The following is a 19,614-nucleotide window of genomic DNA, read 5'->3' as shown; positions in this document are numbered from 1 at the left end:
TTTCTAGCAGTCATTTATCACGCTACTCATTTTGGCAATATTTTTATGAGCAATACCAATACGATTAAGGAAGCAAGCATGGCGATAACGGCAAAGCATTTATCAAAGAGTTTTGATAATGACTTACATGACGTGATTGAGCTGTTTATGCAAATGGGTCACATGGCAGCAGAGCAAGTCATGGTTGCGACACGCGCCTTGATAGCCGCAGATGAGGCGACCGCAAAAAAAGTGATTGAAGATGATCATCTGATCAATCAGCTAGAGATTAAAATCGATGAGCAAATTATTTTGTTAGTCGCCAAGCGCCAGCCAGCCGCCAATGATTTGCGCTTAGTAATGGCGCTGAGCAAAGGCATTGTCGACTTTGAACGTGTCGGCGACGAAGCAGAAAAAATCGCCCGTATGGCCTGCCAGTTGATTGAAGATGGCGCGTCACCAAGAGGTTATTCGGAGGTTCAGCATCTATCCAATCAGGTACGCTTGATGCTGCTTGATGCGATCGATGCCTTCTCAAATATGAATCCGCAGCAGGCATTTTCGGTCTTACAAAGCGATACCGCGGTCAATGAAGAGTATCAATCGGCCACGCGTGCCTTAATGACCTATATTATGGAGGACAGCCGCCATGTGTCTAAGGTAATTAATATACTGTGGGTATTGCGCGCCCTAGAACGGGTGGGCGATCATGCTCGCAACATTGCTGAGCTGGTTATTTTTTGCACCAGCGGCAAAGATGTGCGGCATACGGATTTTATGCAAGTCGAACAAATCGTCCAGCAAACGACTGATGGTAGTATGAGCAATAATAGTAAATAGCTTGCTGAAGCCGTTTAATGTCTAGATGCCGCATCTAAGATGCTTTATATAATTGGCATAAAAGGATTGGTATAAAATAGTACCACCTGCCCTATTCGCTTTATCACTATTACCGTCTTATTTTTAGGCGGTAATCGCGTTGGTTATACATCGCTTTTTACTCTAGCCAGAGTATATTTTAAAACGTCGCGCTATAAAACCATTAACCACCCTTTTATATAAAGAACACCTATCATTAAAATATTAAATCAACATTTTTATTTATATATTGATAATAATTATCATTTGTAATATTATTCGCATCCATAGTTACGCCCATTTTACGCTATGTTGTTATTTCTCATATTCAGATACCTATTCTTTTATTGACAATTTATTGAGGTTTTTATGCGCTTATCCCATCTTACCCAAGCAGTGGCACTTATCAGCGCGACTTTGATACTAACCGCTTGTGGCAATGATTCTGATGACACCACAATCATTGATGGGACACCGCCGCTTTTAACCACCGATAGTAATTTTACCGATGGCTATAGTGCAGTGGCAGCGATATTTGTTTCTGGGCAAGTAAAAGATAGCAGTGGCATCAAATCGCTGACTTATCAGCGCAATGAAGAGTCAGCGCAAGCATTAAACGTCGATACAAATGGAGATTTTAACGCACATATTTTATTGGCATTAGGTAGCAATAAAATCACCTTAGAAGCCACTGATAATGCTGGCAACATTATGCGCTCAATCAAAACTGTGTATTTGGGCGATACCGTCGCCGCAGGTGGTTCACATACGGCTGCTCTACGCGATGGACAGCTGTATGGTTGGGGGCGCAATAATTATGGGCAAACTGGCTTGGGAATGACCACAAAAATTGCTGACCTCATGGGACATCCAGATACCCCCATGCTGATGCACAGTGCACCAAAAGACCTCGTGTCTATTAAATTTAATCAGAATCATTCGCTGGCGCTAGATGCTAAAGGTCAGGTTTATAGTTGGGGTGAGGATATTTCTGGGCAATTAGGACGTGGCGAGACTGGTCGCAATGACTGTAGTAAAACAGAAGATTGCCGCCTAGATATCGGCGCCATTGATGGTATTGACAATGCCGTGATGGTAGCAGCGGGTTATAAGCATAATTTGGTACTTACCAAAGACGGCAGCGTGTGGGCGTTTGGTGCCAATACTCAAGGTCAGCTTGGTAATGCGACAACGATAAATAGCAGCACACCGGTTAAGGTTGATTTTTCAGCAGCCGCTGACATCGGTCATATTGTGCAAGTGGTGGCCAGTGCCAGTAGCTCGTACGCATTGGATGATAAAGGTCAAGTTTGGGGCTGGGGCAGCGACGCCTATGCCAATCTAGGTCGCGGTCAAGAATGTAATAAGGCCAATAACTGTATCAATGTTAATGCAACGCCGATTCGTATTAATGTCATCACAGCCGACGCTAACCTTGTTAACTCTATCGCCCCTACTCCTCAGCTTGCCTCTGACCCAAGCATTGGCCTTGAAAAAGTGACCCAACTGGCAACGGGACGTGACCATGTATTGGCGCTAACCAATAAAGAAGCCGTCTACGCTTGGGGGCTCAATGCCAGTAGCCAAATAGGTTATAACGGCGAAAAATTCAATGCTACTGAAAGCGCTTGGGCAAATACCATTTTAACGCCAACCAAACTGCCATGGTTTACTGATAAGAATATTCGCCGCATCTATGCGAATGGCAATGCCAGCTATGCGTTACTGGACAATGTGTCATCGAACAATGGAACATCGGAAAATGGCTCAGCGACAGATGGCATGCTTTATGCGTGGGGTATGTTTGGAGAGACAAATAGCGCAGGCAAAACTGTCTATAACGATTTAGATGAACCAACCAATAAATTACCTCACTTAAAAAATATCGACAATATGGCAATGGGCGTCATGCACTTGATCGCGCATGAAAAACCTCTACTGAAAGATGCCAATACCTCACATAGAGACGGTCAATTATTTACATGGGGTTGGAGCTTCGAAGGCTCACTCGGTAATAAAGACACCACCCATGTCTGGATGTATAACACCCCGATGCCAGTCAATTTACCAAGCCAGCTATAAGCGCGACTTATCTTTAACATGAGTATGCAATAGCAAATGTAGTAAACAAGGGCAGCCTTAGTAATGTTGCCCTTATTAACTTGGGACTTCGTTAAATCCTGCTTATTCATCTTTAGCATCTTCTTCGTATTTTAATAAATGATATTTTTAGCCATTTTAGGTCTTGCCATGTCTCTACTGCCTCATTCACCAAACGGTTACTCACTAAACCATTCAAATGCTCCCTCTACTCTTTTATTCCCTACCATACGTCGCGCGCTCTTTTGTTTAACGGCAACTTTATTACTAAGCGCTTGTGGTGGCTCGGACGCTTCAGATAACTCAAACAATGACAGTTCTAACACACCGGAGTTACCTAGCCAGCCTACGCCACCAACTATACCTGAAAACCCAAACAATCCTGAAACTGATATCAATTGGCTACCAGCAGGTGGCAGCGCCACGATTGCTGCCGATATCTCACGGCCATTTTTACAGATTATGCCCAATCTGCCAAGCAGTGCCTTGGGCGGCGTATCGCCAGGTCGCGAGCTCTTTATCACCGAATGGACGCCAGCCAATCAAGGTCGCGTGCTCTTTGATGGCGTTGGCCCCTTATTTAACGCCAATGCTTGCACCCAGTGCCATAGTGCTGAAGGACGCAAACCCATTTATGCGGCCAATGGTGAGCTAAGTGACGCTATTTTATTTAGGCTCGGCAACAAACAAGGGCTTGCGCACACTTATTACGGCGAGCAAATGCAACATCAAAGTATCGATGCCAGCATCGCACCCGAAGGTAAAATGCGCTATGTCACCACAGCCAGTAATGGCAATCAACCTGCCGGTGTTCAGTTTGACTTTACAGCAACCGACCCGAATCAGCCGCTGGGAGATACCGCTATCAGTGGGCGTATCTCACCGCAATTGGTCGGCATGGGCTTGCTCGACTTGATTCCTGAGGCGAATATCATTGGGGCAGCTGATCCTGATGATAACAATAAAGACGGCATCAGTGGGCGCGTACATTGGGTACAGGATGGTAAACAGCAACGCATCGGCCGCTTTGGCTGGAAGGCGATTAACTCAAGCCTTCGTACCCAAAACGCCAATGCCATGTCACAAGATATGGGTTTGACCACTTCCGTATTTATGGATCCCAATTGTACAGCCAATCAGCCGATTTGTTGGACAGTGCCCAATGGCGGCACGCCTGAGGTTTCAGACAGCAGCTTGGATGCGGTGACCGATTTTATGACCGCTTTGGCAGTGCCTGAGCGCCGAATGGTTGATTTATCGACCTTTAATAAAGGCGCGCAGCTGTTTACCCAAGTGGGCTGTACGAGCTGTCATACGCCAAAACAAAAAACGGGCGCTAGTGTGCGCTTTCCGCTACTCGCCCAGCAAACCATTTATCCTTATACCGACTTATTGCTACATGATATGGGCACAGGCTTAGATGACGGCGTCAAAGAAAAAAATGCCGAAAGCTATGAGTGGCGTACACCGCCATTGTGGGGTATTGGTATTGTTGCGCGTGACCCAGAAGCACGGTTTTTGCATGATGGTCGCGCCAGCAGTTTGACAGAAGCGATACTTTGGCATGACGGTGAAGCAGAAAGCGCCAAGACACGTTTTAAGCAATTACCTGCCACGCAACAACAAACGCTGCTAAGCTTTTTAAACAGCATTTAATAGTTATTATGACAAGGTAAAATAAAAAAGACCGCTCAATTGAGTGGTCTTTTTTATGCCGTATATTTTAGCAGTATATTCTTTAGTAGCCTATATTCCACTGCCGCAGCCGCTATTTATGACACAGAGATTATTGCAAATTACCTATTATAAATAACTTATTGCAAATAGCCATTTTTAGCGGTGATATTCGGTGGCAACTCGGTTTCTCCCAAGGCTTCTAGTAAATTAATCTCGATAGTACGAGATAAGGCTGTCAGCGGTAATTGGTTGGCTGCCAAACCAAAGGGCTCCTCCAACTCTTCACTTAGCGCATCCAAACCAAAAAAGGTATAAGCAATAACGCCGCAAATCAAGGGCGTCACCCAGCCTAAAGAAGAAACCAGACCAAAAGGCAGCATAAAGCAATATAGATACGTCGTGCGATGCACCAGTAGCGTATAAGCAAACGGTAATGGCGTGCTATGAATACGCTCACAAGCGGACAAAACCACCGTCATCGAATTTAGGCGCTCATCCATATTTTGTATCATATGCTCTGACGTCAAGCGCTGCCGCCGATAATAGCCAAGCTCCTTACCTAGCAAACGCAGCAGATAATCTGGCAAATTTTGCGCTTGCTTCATACTGGTATGATGAATAGGTTCTACAAAACGCTCAACATCTTGCCAAGGCGAGCTGTCACGCAGTCGATGACGTAAGGCATGGGTAAAAGCAATGCTTAAATACACCAATCGGCGCTGGCTATCTCGCCCTTTCTCACTTTCTTGCCCTTCCTTACTATCTTGCCCTTCCTTACTATCTTGCTCATTCTTACTTTCATCATCTATATAAGACAGCACTTGACGGGTAAAGCTGCGCGTATCATAGACCAATTGCCCCCATAGCCCACGAGCTTCCCACCAGCGTTGATAACTGGCATTGTTACGAAAACCTAAAAATAGCGATAAGGCTATCCCAAGTAAGGTAAAGGGCGCGACGCTATAAGAAGAAAAAGAACTGGGAAATCCGTGCTGAATATTGGTGATAAAGGCACTAATCAAACTAATGAGCAAAATCTGCGGATAGACCTTTGGCAGGATGGAGCCACGCAAGGTAAAAAGCAGTTTGATGGCGCTGGGCTTTTGCTTGACGATCATTTTAACGTCCTAACGAATGGTGCTTATAGAAAATAACTGTGATTTTTTGCAGGACGAAATGATAACAGACTAAGTAGGTATGAACAGCAAAAACACCTATTAATCCTGTTTTAATTGCCCAGCGGTTTTTATCGCCCATTTATTCAATAAATTTCTGCAAAATCATCGGTTGTTATAATGATGTAAGGATAGCAGGCGCAGGGATACACAGCAGATGTCATCGCTTAAAAATTCGATTATAGTAGGTAGGTCTATCACTTATTAATAAATTGCAGTTAAATAAATCAAGGGAATAAATCATGAAAAAATTAGGATTACTTGTCGCTGTATCGGTAGGCTTAAGCGCTTGTGCGGGTGGTATGAACGGTGGCACCACACCGGGCAATTCAAATAACATCGTCACTCAATATCCCGTTGAAGCGGCCATGCTCAATATTTATACTAAAGCTCGCAGTCAAAGCCTAGTGGCGACCGTCGGCAATCAAACGGCCTCTGCGGATATCAAAGTTACGCCCAAAGGCAGTATGGTCTTTAATAATAAACAAGTACAAGGCGCTGAAGTAAACACCATCAACAAAGTAAACAATCAAGTCACTGATCAATCGGTCGCCATTAACTACTTTACCCTCAATCCCTTGGTATTCCATGGTTTCACTGACAGCTCAGGTAAGTATTCACTGTCAAATCAGACCACAACCATTCCCAAAATGGCAACGGTTGGCTCATCAAGCAAATTGATTACTGAAGACGTTTACGCCGATAGAAGTATGCGTCAAAAAATAGGCACTTATAACCAAGATTGGTCTTTGACCAGAGACAGCAATAATACCGCGTGGTTTTGTATAGAAACCTCAAGCAATCTGCTGCTCAATAACGATCCTAATGGCAGCTCGTCAGAATGCTATAAAATCAATGCGCGCGGCGATATCTTAGACAGTAAAGTAACCATCAGCCAACCATCTTCTAATGGCGCTAAAACGATTACCTTTACTAGCCGGTAGTTACCATACTATCTGTAAAGGGCTATAATTTTACTAAAACTGAAATAAAAAGAGCTGCAAACAATTTGCAGCTCTTTTTTTTGGACAATTTACTCTCATCAAAAACCTGAACATTAAAAACTTGTTCGTAAAAAGCTGGAGTTATCGAAGTATTTACTGCACGCCATCTGCTGGGGTTTGATCTAAATTTGCATTACTCTCGTTGACGGTCACAGTGTCATCCGCTTTCTGCTCACCATCATTACCCGACATTCCATCTGCGGTCATACCGGTTTCGACAACTTCAGTACCTTCTTCACTCGCCTCGTCGACGGCCACTTCATCTGTCACTTCGGTCGAATCTGCCACCACATCTTCTCTCTCATTACTACAAGCCGTAACGCCGACAATACTGGCAAACAATGCGATCCATAACGCCTGCCGCGCTTTGGTTAATCCTACATTTGCTGTTATTTTATTCATCTTAATACTCCTTGATGGCTCTCTAAATATTAAATACCTAATGAGGTTTTTGTGCTAAAAAACCTTTATGAAATATGGATAGTCTAAAATAAGCACGATTAAGACGACCTTATGCCATAAACTTGGCAGTAAATAGAAGCTTCTTGTGTGTTTTTATTAACTATTTATTAAGATAAATAAAATACTAAGCCTGTACCGATTGCGCTCTGTCCTCAGACCGCTCTCAGATAAACGCATTAAATGACGGACTTTTAGCAATATTTAATACATACTAAGCCCGTAATTTAGTACAAATAATTTTGATAAATGCCCGTATGATTTATTGTTTCTTTATTCCAACCTTGAGCGAGTCTTTACAATGGATCAAATGAGTGCATGGGTACTCGGTATCATGGCAAAATTCGGTTACTTTGGCATTATTTTTGCCATGTTTGCTGAAAATATCTTTCCGCCTATCCCTTCTGAGGTTATCATGCCAGCCGCTGGTTTTGCCGCTGCCAAAGGCGATTTAAGCATTATTTTGGTGATATTGGCCGGTACGCTTGGGGCGATGCTGGGTGCGCTGCCTTTATACTATGTGGGTCGCGTATTTGATGAGCCGCGTTTGGTCGCATTTACGGAAAAGTATGGTAAATATCTGTTTGTAAAGCCTGCTGATATCACCGCGGCAAATGCATGGTTTGATAAACATGGCAAAATGGCGGTGTTTTTTGGGCGTATGGTGCCGGGGGTACGCTCGCTGATTTCTATCCCAGCTGGCATGAATAGAATGGCGCTATTGCCCTTTTTAGCATTGACGGCTTTAGGGGCTAGTATTTGGACAGCGATATTGGCTTTAGCAGGATATTACTTAGGTCAAAACTATGACGCCGTCGCCGGCATGTTAGCGCCTTACTCCAAAGCAATCGGCATACTGATAGTGGTCGCTGTGATTGGTTTACTTATTAAACGCCGTTTATCCAGTCAAGAAAGTACGAATGATAAAAACAGTAGTAGTAATAGTAATGAGCGTTAAGACAAAACCTTACTTTTAAATCTCTCTTTAAATATCATAAAAGCACCATTAAAAACACCGCTTATCTGCTAGCAGACAAGCGGTGTTTTTAATAGTGCAATCAGCTATGTCGCTGATTCCGGCGTTAAACCTTTAATTAGGTATTTAATTAAGCATTTAAACCGCTAAAGCCAAACCTTTTTTGACGCGCATATCACCGGTTTCAACATAACGTTGATGCCATGACAATGCTTCACTCAAGATATGAGGCGTTTGCATACCAGCAGTCTGTGCCGCGCGATCATAGTAATCTTGCAGCATAGGACGATAATCAGGATGGGCGCAATTATCAATGATTTTTTGCGCGCGTTGACGCGGTGATAAACCACGCAAGTCAGCCAAACCTTGCTCAGTGACAATAATCATCACGTCATGCTCAGTATGGTCAACGTGTGACACCATAGGCGTGATGCACGAGATAGCGCCCCCTTTGGCAACCGATGGGCTTACAAACATTGAGGTAAAGGCGTTACGAGCGAAGTCGCCAGAGCCGCCCAAACCATTCATCATGTTGGTACCCATGACGTGGGTTGAGTTGACGTTGCCATAAAGGTCACACTCAATCATCGCATTAATGGCCAACACGCCGAGACGACGCGAGACTTCAGGATGGTTGGTGATTTCTTGTGGACGCAGGATAATGCGTTTGCGCAATTCTTCGATATTGGCGTTAAAACGGTCTAATGCATCTGGGCTTAACGACATGGCAGTCGCAGAAGCTTGGGTCATTTTGCCTGACAGAATCAAATCTAACATACCGTCTTGTAATACTTCGGTATAGCCGGTTAGATTTTCAAATGGACTGGCTTGCAATCCTGACAATACCGCATTGGCAACGTTACCGACACCCGACTGGATAGGCAATAAACTGGCGGGCATGCGACCTTTTTTTACTTCTTCATGGAAGAAGTCAATGATATAACCAGCAATTTTGGTTGAGCATTCATCAGGATCAGCAAATTTACTATTGCGGTCTGGTGAATCTGTTAAGACCACGGCAACAACTTTATCCAAATCACAGGTTAGGTAAGGCGAGCCAACACGCTCACCTGGCGTGGTGATTGGAATCGGCTTACGATACGGCGGTACACCGATGTCATCAAAAACATCGTGCATGCCTTCTAACAGAATATTTTGGCGGCTGTTTACTTCAAGGATAATCTGGTCGGCATTATCTAACCAAGCATTATTGTTACCGATAGAAGTAGAGGGAATCAGGCGACCGTCTGGTAAAATTCCAGCAACTTCAACCACCGCTATATGCATGTCACCATAAAAACCAAAGGTGCTTTGCTGCGCGACATGGGATAAGTGCATATCGAAATAATGCGTTTCGCCAGTATTGATTTGTTTACGAAGGGCAGGTTCTGACTGATAAGGCGTGCGCATCTTGATACCGTTGGCGTCAGCCAATACACCATCACATTCTGCGGCAGTTGAGGCGCCGGTTAATAAACCGATTTTGAACTCTTCGCCGCGCGCTTGGGCCGCTTTGATACGCTCTGCTAATGCGGATGGGACGGCTTTTGGATAGCCTGCTCCAGTAAAACCACTCATTCCAACATTCATATCATGTAAGATAAAGGTAGCTGCTTGCTCAGCAGACATGATTTTTTCACGCAAACCTTCATGACGGACGCGCTCTTCGTGGTTAATTGTACTCATACCTTATTTTCCTAGTAACTTCCCTATTAACACCAAACCCTCAGATTAATAAAATAATGAGACGTTTGATACCGAACCAACGATAAAATACAATAGAGCATATTAACAACTTTACGATAAAAAACAAGTTGATTGTCTCATGTTTTAATATTAGCACTTAAAAATTCATACTTAATTATTGACAATCGTTCACTATTAAAATAAATATTTAAGTTCGTTTTTCTAACGACTTTTGAATAAAGTGTTTATTTTTTATATAATAGAAGCTGCTTATTTTTCGTTTTTTATTATTTATAATGAATTCATATAACTGTTGTAGATTAAATTGCCCTATTAATTTATCGTTAAAATTGCCATACAAACAAGTTTAGTCATACAAAATTCAGTGTGACGTTTGTCTCTATTAACAACTCAGTACGGCAAGCTATACAATCTCAACCTGACGCATAAACCTAATTTTGCTAGTAAACTGAAACAGTTAGCGAATAAAAAAACTTTTTCACATAATAATATCTTTAAAAAACAATGACAGTAAGCGTAAAAATCGATTTATTTCTACATAACCATATAACTATTCATTATCAATGAATAAAAAACACAAGACAATAACATGCTACTTTCAAATAAAAAGTGATTGAAAAAATTATAGATATCGCGTTTATAATTAATAATAAATGAATATTCGAAACTACTAAGACAGCCTTTTATTGATTAAATACTAAAGTCTATTGTTATTTAACAAATGATACATAATGGAATATTGTTCTATCTTTAAAATTATTTTATTTAACTTTAAATTTTTTATCGTTTACAAGTCATACCTTTGCTATAACCTTGATAAGAAGTTGCGAAGATATAGACGCTGTGCTTTAAGCATGCACGTTGCCACTGAGATCAGCTATTCAAAACGCTTAAAGTACAAAGCGCACGGTAAACTGCAAATCTATGTCAGCAAAGCACCATTTAAGATATTGCTCTGTGATTTTGCAATGATACGATTTGAGGTAAGATGGTAGTCAAAGGTGAATGATTGGCGATTTAATTGAAAAGTAGATGCTTACCCTGTCTTAAAAAAGCATTCTATCAATAAGCCTGTTTCTCAAAGTATAAATGCAAATCTAAGGACAGATTATGATAACGAAAGAGCACGTTTTGGCTTGTATTGATGGCTCAGCAGTGACTGGGTCAGTGTGCGATTATGCGGCGTGGTATGCAAAAAAGCTGAATTTAGCGGTGGGATTATTGCACGTCAGCGATGTGGCAGCATCGGTCAGACGCGACTTATCAGGAGCCATCGGCATTAACAGCCGCCAGTCTTTGCTCGATGAGTTATCAAAGCTCGATGAACAAAGGGCAAAAGTCGTAAACAGCTATAGCAATGCGTTGGTACAAGATGCAAAAAGTCATATCCAAAGTAACTTTGCAGGCGTGACCGTCTGTATCTATCAACGCCGCGGTAAGCTACTGCCAGCGATTGAGCATTTTCAAGAAAAAAACCGTGCTATCGTCATGGGTCGCCGCGGAGAAGATCATAAAAACAGCCGCATCAATATCGGTAGCCAAATCGAAACGGTTGCCCGTGCCTCAAACGTACCGGTGTTGATTTGTTCAGAGAAATTTCAAGAGCCTCAATCATATATGGTGGCGTTTGACGGCAGTAAAACCGCGATTAAAGCCATACGAATGCTTGCAGAGAGCAACCTTTTACAAGGCTTGCAAGGTCATATCGTGATGATCGGACATGATAATGAGGCATCTAAAAAAAGCCTTGAAGAGGCTGTAATCCAAATGAGAACCGCAGGATTTAGCGTAGACTCCCATCATTTGCCACAGCTTGACGCGGTCAACGGTTTACTTAGTTTTCAGCTTGAAAATAATATTGATATCATTGTGGTTGGGGCTTATGGACGCTCTAAGCTCCAGCATTTATTTTTGGGTAGTACCACGACAGAGATTATCGCTAGCACCCTATCGCCTGTTATTTTAGTGCGTTAAACTTATGATATGACAGATTTTAATATCATCAACCTTTATAGTCAGTGAAAAGTAATATCGATACATCTCGCGCTGCTGATATCAATTTTTCTTGCTTGCTGTGCCTGCGCAGACAGAGGCTACAAAAAATTGATATCAGCAATACCGTAGCGTTTTTAGGATATTTTGACTATAGTTCACAACGTTAGTTTTTATTGATTTAAGTCAACATCCTATATTTTATTAGATAACTTCCATCCATAAAAAAGCAAGGCATCTGATGCCTTGCTTTTTTTGTTTTACTTATTTTACTTTACCTAGTGATTCAATGACTATTTAGCTTGGCAACTTAATACAGCTAAACTATCGTGCTAACCAATTAGTCAAAGTGGAAGCCTGCGCCGATTGCAGCACCTACGTTCCCTTGGGTGTCCGCTGTACCATTTAGCTTCATCACCCAACGTCCATCATTAGACATTTTCGAGAAGCCAATCGCAACGGCACTTTCACCATTATAGGTTGCGATACCACCACCTATCATGGGTTTACCGCTGATGAACGCTTGTGGCAATGAAGACATGGCCATCGCGGCTGAGATACCTGCGTTGGCATCATCTTCGACTTCGCCAATTTTGTAGCCAAGCTCATTGATGCTGTTACCCAAACCTCTGCTAACAGCGTCTAATTGCCCGAAGTTCACAGCGTCTCTAGGTGCCATGCCATCTGCAACATTTGTCACCTTAGTACCAGCGGCATTGATACCGGCAGCCGTCATACTAGGAGCCGTTTCGGCATTACCTGCATAGATGCCAGCGGCTGTCATACTTGGGCCGTTTTTAATAGTAACACCACTATTATTAACCGTCGTATTGCCAGTCGTCACGCTCTCTACGTTGATATTACCGTTCAGGTCAAACTTGATGCTACTGCCTTCAGCGGTGGTCTTAATGTTATTACCGCCTTTGAAGCTGAGTACACTACCATCACCGATTGGTTTATTGATGACGGCACCGCTGTCGGCTCCAAAGTTGAGACCAGCATCGATTTTATCCTTGTTGGCTTTGATGTTGGTGGTATTGGTAGTGATATTCGTAGTATTCGTTACGATATCAGCTGTGTTTTTGGTGATGTTGGTGGTATTGGTTGCGATGTTTGTCGTATTCGTCGCAATGTTTGTAGTGTTGGTTTGAATGTTTTCAGTCATGACAACCTCGCCACGCTTGATAGAAGCAATCGCACCATCAATACTACCTTCGCCAGTACCACCGATGTTGTTATTGGTAAAAGTACCAGTTGCAGGATCATAAGTCGTGTTACCCCCTATAATACTGCTGATACCCATACCTTGGGCGTAGAGCTGACCACCATTGATAGCATCTTTACTATCTGCAGCAACGTCACCACTCACAACGTTTGTAATCTTAGTATCAGCAGCATCAATGCCAGCTTTAGTGATACTAGGTCCTCCTGCGATAGTTAAACCCTCGTTGTTTAGGGTGCTATCACCTGTTTGCACACTATCTACCACAAGGTTTTTGTTTAAATTAAAGCTGACATCATTATTGCCTGCTGTTTTGGACACTGTAATATTGCCGTCAGTGTTGTTTAGATCAACGCTATCACCAGCTAGCACTTTGCTAGCGTTAGTAGCTTGAGCGCTGACATTCCAGCCTTTACTTAACGCAAAGGTGGTAGCCTCTAACTGTCCAACAGTTGCAGCGTCAGTAGGATCAATACCTGCCGCGACGTTCGTGATTCTGTTGAAACCGTTGTTTAGACCACCAGCACCTAGAATAACGGTTCTACCTGGCTCGTTACCTACAAAGGTAAAGCCGGTGTTATTCATGATGCTATTACCCATTTGCATACGACCCTCGTCGCCTAAGTTCAACTGGTTATTCAGTTTAACTTGGACACCAGTTGCCGAAGCAGTGGTAGTGATATTATTATCACCCGTCACGTTGATGGTATCTCCTAAGGCAAACTGTTGATCATTGGCGCTATTGCCATCGCCAATTTTAATACCTTTGGCAACGTCTTCGTTAGTCTTAAACAACTGACTACCGTTAACTGCATCCTTACTAGTAGTGCTCAACAATCCATCAGCAACATTAGTGATTTTGTTGTTGCCATTGTTAAGCCCATTATTAGTAAGTACTACTTGACCATTATCACCATTATATAAAGTAATACCTGCATTATTAACCTGAGTATTTCCAGTGGTAACGCTGCCTGTATTACCAAGATTAATATCTTTAGCCAATCTGACAGTTAAGGTATCAGCACCATTAGCAGTGACACTGATATTTTTCGTTGCTGGGTCAGCATTGATAGTATCGCCGCCTTTAACCGTGAGCTTTTGACCAAGCTTACGATTGACATCTGTTCCACTGTCACCACCAAAGTTTAAGCCTTTATCAATGGTAGTATTGGCCAAGTTCAGCTGTCCAACGTTAACAGCATCAGTATCCGCCTCACCCGCTTTAACATTAATGATCTTATTACCGCCGTTGTTAAGTCCAGCACTATTAAGTACGACTGTCCGAGCTAGAGTTGGGGCCACTATGGTCATACCATCCTGACTAACTGTGGTATTACCCATTTTCACACTATTTAGTACCAGATCTTGAGCCGTCGCAACTTTGATACCACCGCTTTCAGGCGTCAACAGAATGTTATCACCTGTGATGAAGTTGGCAGTATTATTGGTCTTAGTGATAGTTTTAACAGCAGTGCCATCAATCTGAGTAACAACAGATTGTAAGGCGCTATCTGCACTACTCAAGCTTGTTTTAGTAGAGTCACTTAGGTCAACTTTGTAGTCAGTGACGTTGTTGGCATCTTTAATACCAGTGGTAACCGTTACGGCAGCTGAACCTGCTGATGCGGTCGTGCCATTGGCATTAACAGTGTAGATATCTTGTCCATTAGAACCGGTTGTTTTATCAACACTAGTTACGTTGGTACCTTTAACAACCTCAGTTCTAGACCCGGCAGCTGCACTCTTAACATCACCGATATTGGCCGCATTGGTAAGCGTTGTACCACCACTAGCCACGTTAGTGATTTGCCGGCTACCAGCATCTACACCACCACTTCTAGTAACACTTGGACCACCAATAATATTAAGACCATCCATAGTCAAAGCAGTACTAGGAATACCTAAGGGACCATTGACGAACACTCCTAAACCATTTACGTCAGTGCTAGCTAATGAATTACCTGTACTAATACCTAAACGGTCAACCGTAGTTACAGGGCCGAGACCATATAGACTACTTGTACCCATTTTCACACTACCAGTCTTGCCTAGATCTATATTTTTCGCCAATTTGACGGTTAAGGTACCAGGACTGGTCGCTTCCACACCGATGTTGTTGTCCGATAATGGGGTGGTTGCTCCCCCTTTCACGGTAAGCTTTTCACCAAGTTTGCGATTAACCGTTGTCGTTGTATTGTCACCGGTAAAGTTAAGACCTAGATCGACGACACTTGAGACGCCACCTTTTAGTTGCGCTACGTTCACCGCATCACTGTCATTGGTACCAGCGGCTAGATTGACGATCTGACGATTGCCACCTTTAGCGCCGGTTCCTACTGAAACAGCACCATAATCTGCGCCACTTTGAGTGTTTGTGATGGCAGTAGCATCTGCTGCACTTGCACCTGTTGGAACATAGGCAACTGCACCACCAGCAACATTAGCTACCGATCCTGCACCTAGCGCTACTGAACCTTTTGCACTCGCTGACGAACCCATGCCAAAGGCGGAGGATGCAACACCAGCTGAGGAAGATTGTACGCCAATGGCGGTAGACAATGCCCCTTGAGACAGTGCTTTTGCGCCCATGGCGATGGAGGCGGCGCCACCCGATTCAGTATTTACTTGATACGGCGGTGTTTCAACCAAATCACGACCAGTATAAGCTTTGAAGGTGGTGTTAACGCTACCACCGTTGATGATACCACTAGCAGCTCCTGTGAGATTGGCTTGAGAGGCTGCATCTAGATCATCGCCACCAATGGCGATAGAGGATGCACCTGATGAGACAACGTTTGCACCAATGGCGATAGACTGCTCACCACTAGCAGTGGTTTTCTGACCACTTGCGCCACTACCAATTGAGATGGCTTGACTGCCTGAGGCGACTGAGTTTCGACCCATGGCCATGGCGTTTTGACCCGTTGCACCTAGATTGTCATCGTTGGTGCCACCTGTCGAGTTGACACTGTAGTACTTGGTCTTGTTAGCGGCGACGGTACTTTGAATATCACCGATGTTGGCCGCGTTGGTAAGCGTTGTGCCACCACTAGCCACGTTAGTGATTTGCCGGCTACCAGCATCTACACCACCACTCTTAGTGATGCTTGGACCGTTGAGGATGGTCAAACCATTACTAGTCAAAGCTACATTAGAGGGGTTTAATGGATTTAAACCTGTTACTGTGACACCTGCACCACTGACCGTAGTGACGCCACCCGTTAGCAATCCACCTGTTACCATGCCAAGGCGATTAACATTAGTGCCACTTAATAAGTTACCTGTGGTAACACTACCGTTATTCCCTAAATCTAGATTGTTGTTGAGCTCAATTTCGACTTTGCCGTTAACGGTGTTAACTCGTGTATCGATATTACTATTAGAACCAACTACCTCAACCTGTTCTCCTAGTTGTTTCATTACAATTTGACCATCGGCAGCTTTTAAGCCAAAGCCTTTGTTAACCTGAGTGTTCGTGGCATGCAACTGGCTACCATTAATCGCATCCGTACTGGTTGCATCCACGACACCAGGTGCGACGTTTTGAATTTGTCGTTCAGCACCGACAGCGCCTACTGATACTGTCTTGGCACCACTGTTCAAACCCGCAACTGGCAGATTGTTGATAGAAAAACTTCCAGTGTGCTGAGCTCCAGTAATGGAACTATTCCCCAGAGCCACATTACCTGACTGCCCTGCAATAGCACCGCGACCTAAGGCTGTAGCATCACTGACTGCACTAGATGCCTGACCAATAGCAGTACCGCCAATAGACGCTGTAGAATTAGAGCCAAGCGCTATCGCGTAGTTGCCTGACGAGGCGCGGTCACCCAAGGATACGGCATGGTTGCCAGACTTCGATTTCAATCCAATTGATAACCCGTTTCTGGTACCGGCTGCAGCTGAAGCATCTCGACCAATTGCAATACTGTCCTCACCATTGATCTTCGCACTTTCGCCAAGAGCGATGGAATGATTACCACCAGCATTAATCGTAACATTATTACCAAGCACAAAAGCCTTGTTAGCCGCGATTGTATTATTATTACCAATTGCATAGCTATCCGTACCGCTAATAATGTTAGGGTCACCAAATGCGCCTGAGTTATCGCCAGTTACTTGGTTACCTGTACCGATGGCGATACTGTTTACACCATCTGCTTCTGTACCCTTACCCATAGCAATGGAATTCTCACCCGTAGCTTTAGCCGTTTGGCCAACAGCCGTGCTGTACATGCCTTGAGCACGAGAGTTTGTACCCATTGCAGTTGCACCGTACTGATCTGCTCGTGCACCAAAACCAACTGCGGTAGCTGAACCAGCAAACGCTTGTGCAGCTGAGCCTAAAGCAGTTGACTCAGAACCTGTGGCTGAAGCTTCGGCACCCATGGCAACTGCACGATTATTCGTAGCAGTCGCTTTAACACCAGCTGCTAGTGAGCTATTGCCCGTAGCACCATCGTTATTGTAGTTATCTTGTTGCACGCTGCCATCATTGACACTATAGTAATGTGTCTTGTTAGCCACAACCGTAGTGCTTAAATCCTTAACAGACTCATTGGTTGCATGCAACTGGCTACCATTAATCGCATCGGTACTGGCGGCACTCACATCACCACTAGCGACATGCTTAATTTGGCGCTCACGTCCCGATGAACCAACAGAGACCTGTGCCCCTTTATCATTCGTTGCACCAGTGTAGAAATAGTCCTTATTGCCAATAGTAAGCTTGTCTTGGTAAGTCGCATCAGTGAGTGTAGTTGACCCTGCACCTAGTGCTACTGAGCCCTTTTTACTTGCTGAAGAGCCCATACCAAAGGCAGAAGAGGCGTCACCTGATGAGCTTGAACGGACGCCGACAGCGGTAGAGAGATTGCCTTTAGAATGCGCTTTGACACCAATGGCAACAGAGGCAGCACCACCAGATTCAGTGTGATCACTATAATCACCTACCGTAACAAGACCGCCTATGCTGCCGGTATAAGTATTGAATAGTGCATTAACCCCATTCACCTTTGAGGCGTCATCTAAATCATCACCACCGATAGCGATGGAAGAGTTGCCGCTTGATTCAACGTTTGCACCAATGGCAATAGATTGCTCACCACTTGCTGTGGTGTTCTGACCACTCTCTCCGCTACCAATGGCGATGGCTTGTCCACCAGTCGCTGATGCATTGCCACCCATAGCCATGGCGTTTGGTTTGGTTGCACCCAAGTTATCAGCATTACCAACCGCACCTGAATTCACACTGTAGTATTTGGTTTTGTTAGCGGTAACTGTATTTGATACACTTTTCAGTTGCGCCACGTTCACCGCATCACTGTCATTGGTACCAGCTGCTAGATTGACGATCTGACGGGTGCCGTCTTTAGCATTGCCAAGAGAGACCGCACCAAGGCTTGTGCTGTTAGTCGCTGTGATAGCATCTTTGTCTGTGGCACTGGCACTTGTCGGCGCAAAGCCTAGTGCACCCCCTGCAACGTTAGCCACTGATCTTGAACCTAGAGCCACGCCATCATCTATGATGGACTGAGCACCAGCACCCAATGCGAGTGCGCCTTTTGCTGCTGCGGATGAACCCACACCAAACGCTGATGAAGCTATACCGGATGCGCTCGAATGTATGCCAATCGCTGTTGCCAGGTTACCAGCAGACCGGGCTTTGGCACCCATAGCAATAGAGGCAGCTCCACTCGCTTCAGTATGTCCGCCATATGCATCCCATGACTCTAACAAGTCACGACCAGCATATTCATGAAAAGTCGTATTGATTTGACCACTATTTAAAGCACCTGTAGATATGCTGCCATCGAAGTTGGTTTTAGAGGCGGCATCTAAGTCATCACCGCCAATGGCGATAGAAGATGCTCCTGATGAGACAACGTTTGCACCAATGGCAATAGACTGCTCTCCACTAGCAGTGGTGTTTTGACCACTTGAACCGCCACCAATGGCTATGGCCTGACTACCTAAAACTGTGGCATTCTTACCTATAGCAATGCCATGAAGACCTCCTGTTGTAGCATTAATTCCGCATTTTATCTCTGTACTAGCGTCGCAAGGTACAGCAATCGCCTGCATACTAAATCCAGCCGTCACTAACCCCAACCAGATAGTGGTTATACGAAAAATACGGGTAGATGAAAGATTGGATGTGGTATTGATAGTAGCGTTTGCGCTCACGCTAGATTTTGACGACTTACCACGCGCTTTGGCGTACTCAGAAACTGCCATAAAGCAGTTTAAAGACGCATTCCATATCACTTTATAATTCCGATTCATGGTATGTACTCCCTTACAGACTTATTAGATTTGAGAAATCAAAGTTAAAATCCATTTTTAGAGAGTTGATATGACAAAATAAAACGAGTTATATATTCATAGGATGAAAGCTATATTTGGGGGATTGTTACTCGTGTCAACACTTAACAAACAGTACGTCTTGTTTTGTAAAATCATTAT

The 19,614-nt window shown here is 44.0% G+C and carries 10 protein-coding genes; 6 read left to right on the top strand and 4 right to left on the bottom strand.

The features are described 5' to 3' along the window. Positions 1 to 78 precede the first annotated feature (78 nt). The 3 genes from phoU to B3Q63_RS09370 all read left to right on the top strand — a co-directional run bounded on the left by phoU (position 79) and on the right by B3Q63_RS09370 (position 4,593). Entirely contained in the window at positions 79 to 819 is a 741-nt protein-coding gene (gene phoU / locus B3Q63_RS09380) for a phosphate signaling complex protein PhoU (protein ID WP_296176267.1), read from the top strand. A 387-nt stretch (positions 820 to 1,206) separates the two neighbouring features. Next, on the top strand, positions 1,207 to 2,919 hold the full coding sequence (locus tag B3Q63_RS09375; protein WP_296176004.1) for a chromosome condensation regulator RCC1: 1,713 nt from the start codon (positions 1,207 to 1,209) through the stop codon (positions 2,917 to 2,919). A 168-nt stretch (positions 2,920 to 3,087) separates the two neighbouring features. Further along, positions 3,088 to 4,593 carry a di-heme oxidoredictase family protein gene (locus B3Q63_RS09370; protein ID WP_296176002.1) on the top strand — a complete coding sequence of 502 codons (1,506 nt, stop codon included), beginning with the start codon at positions 3,088 to 3,090 and terminating at the stop codon, positions 4,591 to 4,593. A 158-nt stretch (positions 4,594 to 4,751) separates the two neighbouring features. Here B3Q63_RS09370 and B3Q63_RS09365 read toward each other — a convergent pair whose 3' ends face one another. Then, positions 4,752 to 5,732 carry a bestrophin family protein gene (locus tag B3Q63_RS09365; protein ID WP_296176001.1) on the bottom strand — a complete coding sequence of 327 codons (981 nt, stop codon included), beginning with the start codon at positions 5,730 to 5,732 and terminating at the stop codon, positions 4,752 to 4,754. A gap of 299 nt (positions 5,733 to 6,031) precedes the next feature. On the opposite strand from B3Q63_RS09365, the gene B3Q63_RS09360 reads away from it, so the two are divergent. Next, the gene (locus B3Q63_RS09360; RefSeq protein WP_296175999.1) at positions 6,032 to 6,733 is read left to right on the top strand and encodes a hypothetical protein; all 702 of its coding nucleotides are present in this window, start codon (positions 6,032 to 6,034) and stop codon (positions 6,731 to 6,733) included. Positions 6,734 to 6,886: 153 nt separating this feature from the next. Here the strand turns inward: B3Q63_RS09360 and B3Q63_RS09355 are convergent, their stop codons facing one another. After that, the gene (locus B3Q63_RS09355) at positions 6,887 to 7,195 is read right to left on the bottom strand and encodes a hypothetical protein (protein WP_296175997.1); all 309 of its coding nucleotides are present in this window, start codon (positions 7,193 to 7,195) and stop codon (positions 6,887 to 6,889) included. Between the two features lie 358 nt (positions 7,196 to 7,553). On the opposite strand from B3Q63_RS09355, the gene B3Q63_RS09350 reads away from it, so the two are divergent. Continuing rightward, entirely contained in the window at positions 7,554 to 8,210 is a 657-nt protein-coding gene (locus B3Q63_RS09350; RefSeq protein WP_296175995.1) for a DedA family protein, read from the top strand. Positions 8,211 to 8,366: 156 nt separating this feature from the next. Here B3Q63_RS09350 and B3Q63_RS09345 read toward each other — a convergent pair whose 3' ends face one another. Then, positions 8,367 to 9,914, bottom strand: a complete 1,548-nt coding sequence (locus B3Q63_RS09345) for an acetyl-CoA hydrolase/transferase family protein (RefSeq protein ID WP_271133197.1) — start codon at positions 9,912 to 9,914, stop codon at positions 8,367 to 8,369. Between the two features lie 1,131 nt (positions 9,915 to 11,045). Here B3Q63_RS09345 and B3Q63_RS09340 point away from each other — a divergent pair. Further along, on the top strand, positions 11,046 to 11,909 hold the full coding sequence (locus tag B3Q63_RS09340; protein WP_296175992.1) for a universal stress protein: 864 nt from the start codon (positions 11,046 to 11,048) through the stop codon (positions 11,907 to 11,909). Positions 11,910 to 12,267: 358 nt separating this feature from the next. On the opposite strand, the gene B3Q63_RS09335 is transcribed toward B3Q63_RS09340, so the two are convergent. Further along, complete coding sequence (locus tag B3Q63_RS09335) at positions 12,268 to 19,434, bottom strand: YadA-like family protein (protein WP_296175991.1); 7,167 nt, start codon at positions 19,432 to 19,434, stop codon at positions 12,268 to 12,270. Positions 19,435 to 19,614: the final 180 nt, after the last annotated feature.

The sequence above is a fragment of the Psychrobacter sp. UBA2769 genome, from assembly GCF_002352555.1.
Lineage (GTDB): Bacteria > Pseudomonadota > Gammaproteobacteria > Pseudomonadales > Moraxellaceae > Psychrobacter > Psychrobacter maritimus.
Note: the sequence above shows the minus strand (reverse complement) of the source record. Positions and strands in the feature narration are given on the sequence as shown.

Bases quoted from the DNA above. Each gene is read 5' to 3' on its own strand.
- phoU (WP_296176267.1), top strand. From the start codon at position 79: ATGGCGATAACGGCAAAGCATTTATCAAAGAGTTTTGATAATGACTTA.
- B3Q63_RS09350 (WP_296175995.1), top strand. From the start codon at position 7,554: ATGGATCAAATGAGTGCATGGGTACTCGGTATCATGGCAAAATTCGGT.
- B3Q63_RS09335 (WP_296175991.1), bottom strand. From the start codon at position 19,434: ATGAATCGGAATTATAAAGTGATATGGAATGCGTCTTTAAACTGCTTT.
- B3Q63_RS09355 (WP_296175997.1), bottom strand. From the start codon at position 7,195: ATGAATAAAATAACAGCAAATGTAGGATTAACCAAAGCGCGGCAGGCG.
- B3Q63_RS09360 (WP_296175999.1), top strand. From the start codon at position 6,032: ATGAAAAAATTAGGATTACTTGTCGCTGTATCGGTAGGCTTAAGCGCT.
- B3Q63_RS09345 (WP_271133197.1), bottom strand. From the start codon at position 9,914: ATGAGTACAATTAACCACGAAGAGCGCGTCCGTCATGAAGGTTTGCGT.
- B3Q63_RS09375 (WP_296176004.1), top strand. From the start codon at position 1,207: ATGCGCTTATCCCATCTTACCCAAGCAGTGGCACTTATCAGCGCGACT.
- B3Q63_RS09340 (WP_296175992.1), top strand. From the start codon at position 11,046: ATGATAACGAAAGAGCACGTTTTGGCTTGTATTGATGGCTCAGCAGTG.
- B3Q63_RS09365 (WP_296176001.1), bottom strand. From the start codon at position 5,732: ATGATCGTCAAGCAAAAGCCCAGCGCCATCAAACTGCTTTTTACCTTG.
- B3Q63_RS09370 (WP_296176002.1), top strand. From the start codon at position 3,088: ATGTCTCTACTGCCTCATTCACCAAACGGTTACTCACTAAACCATTCA.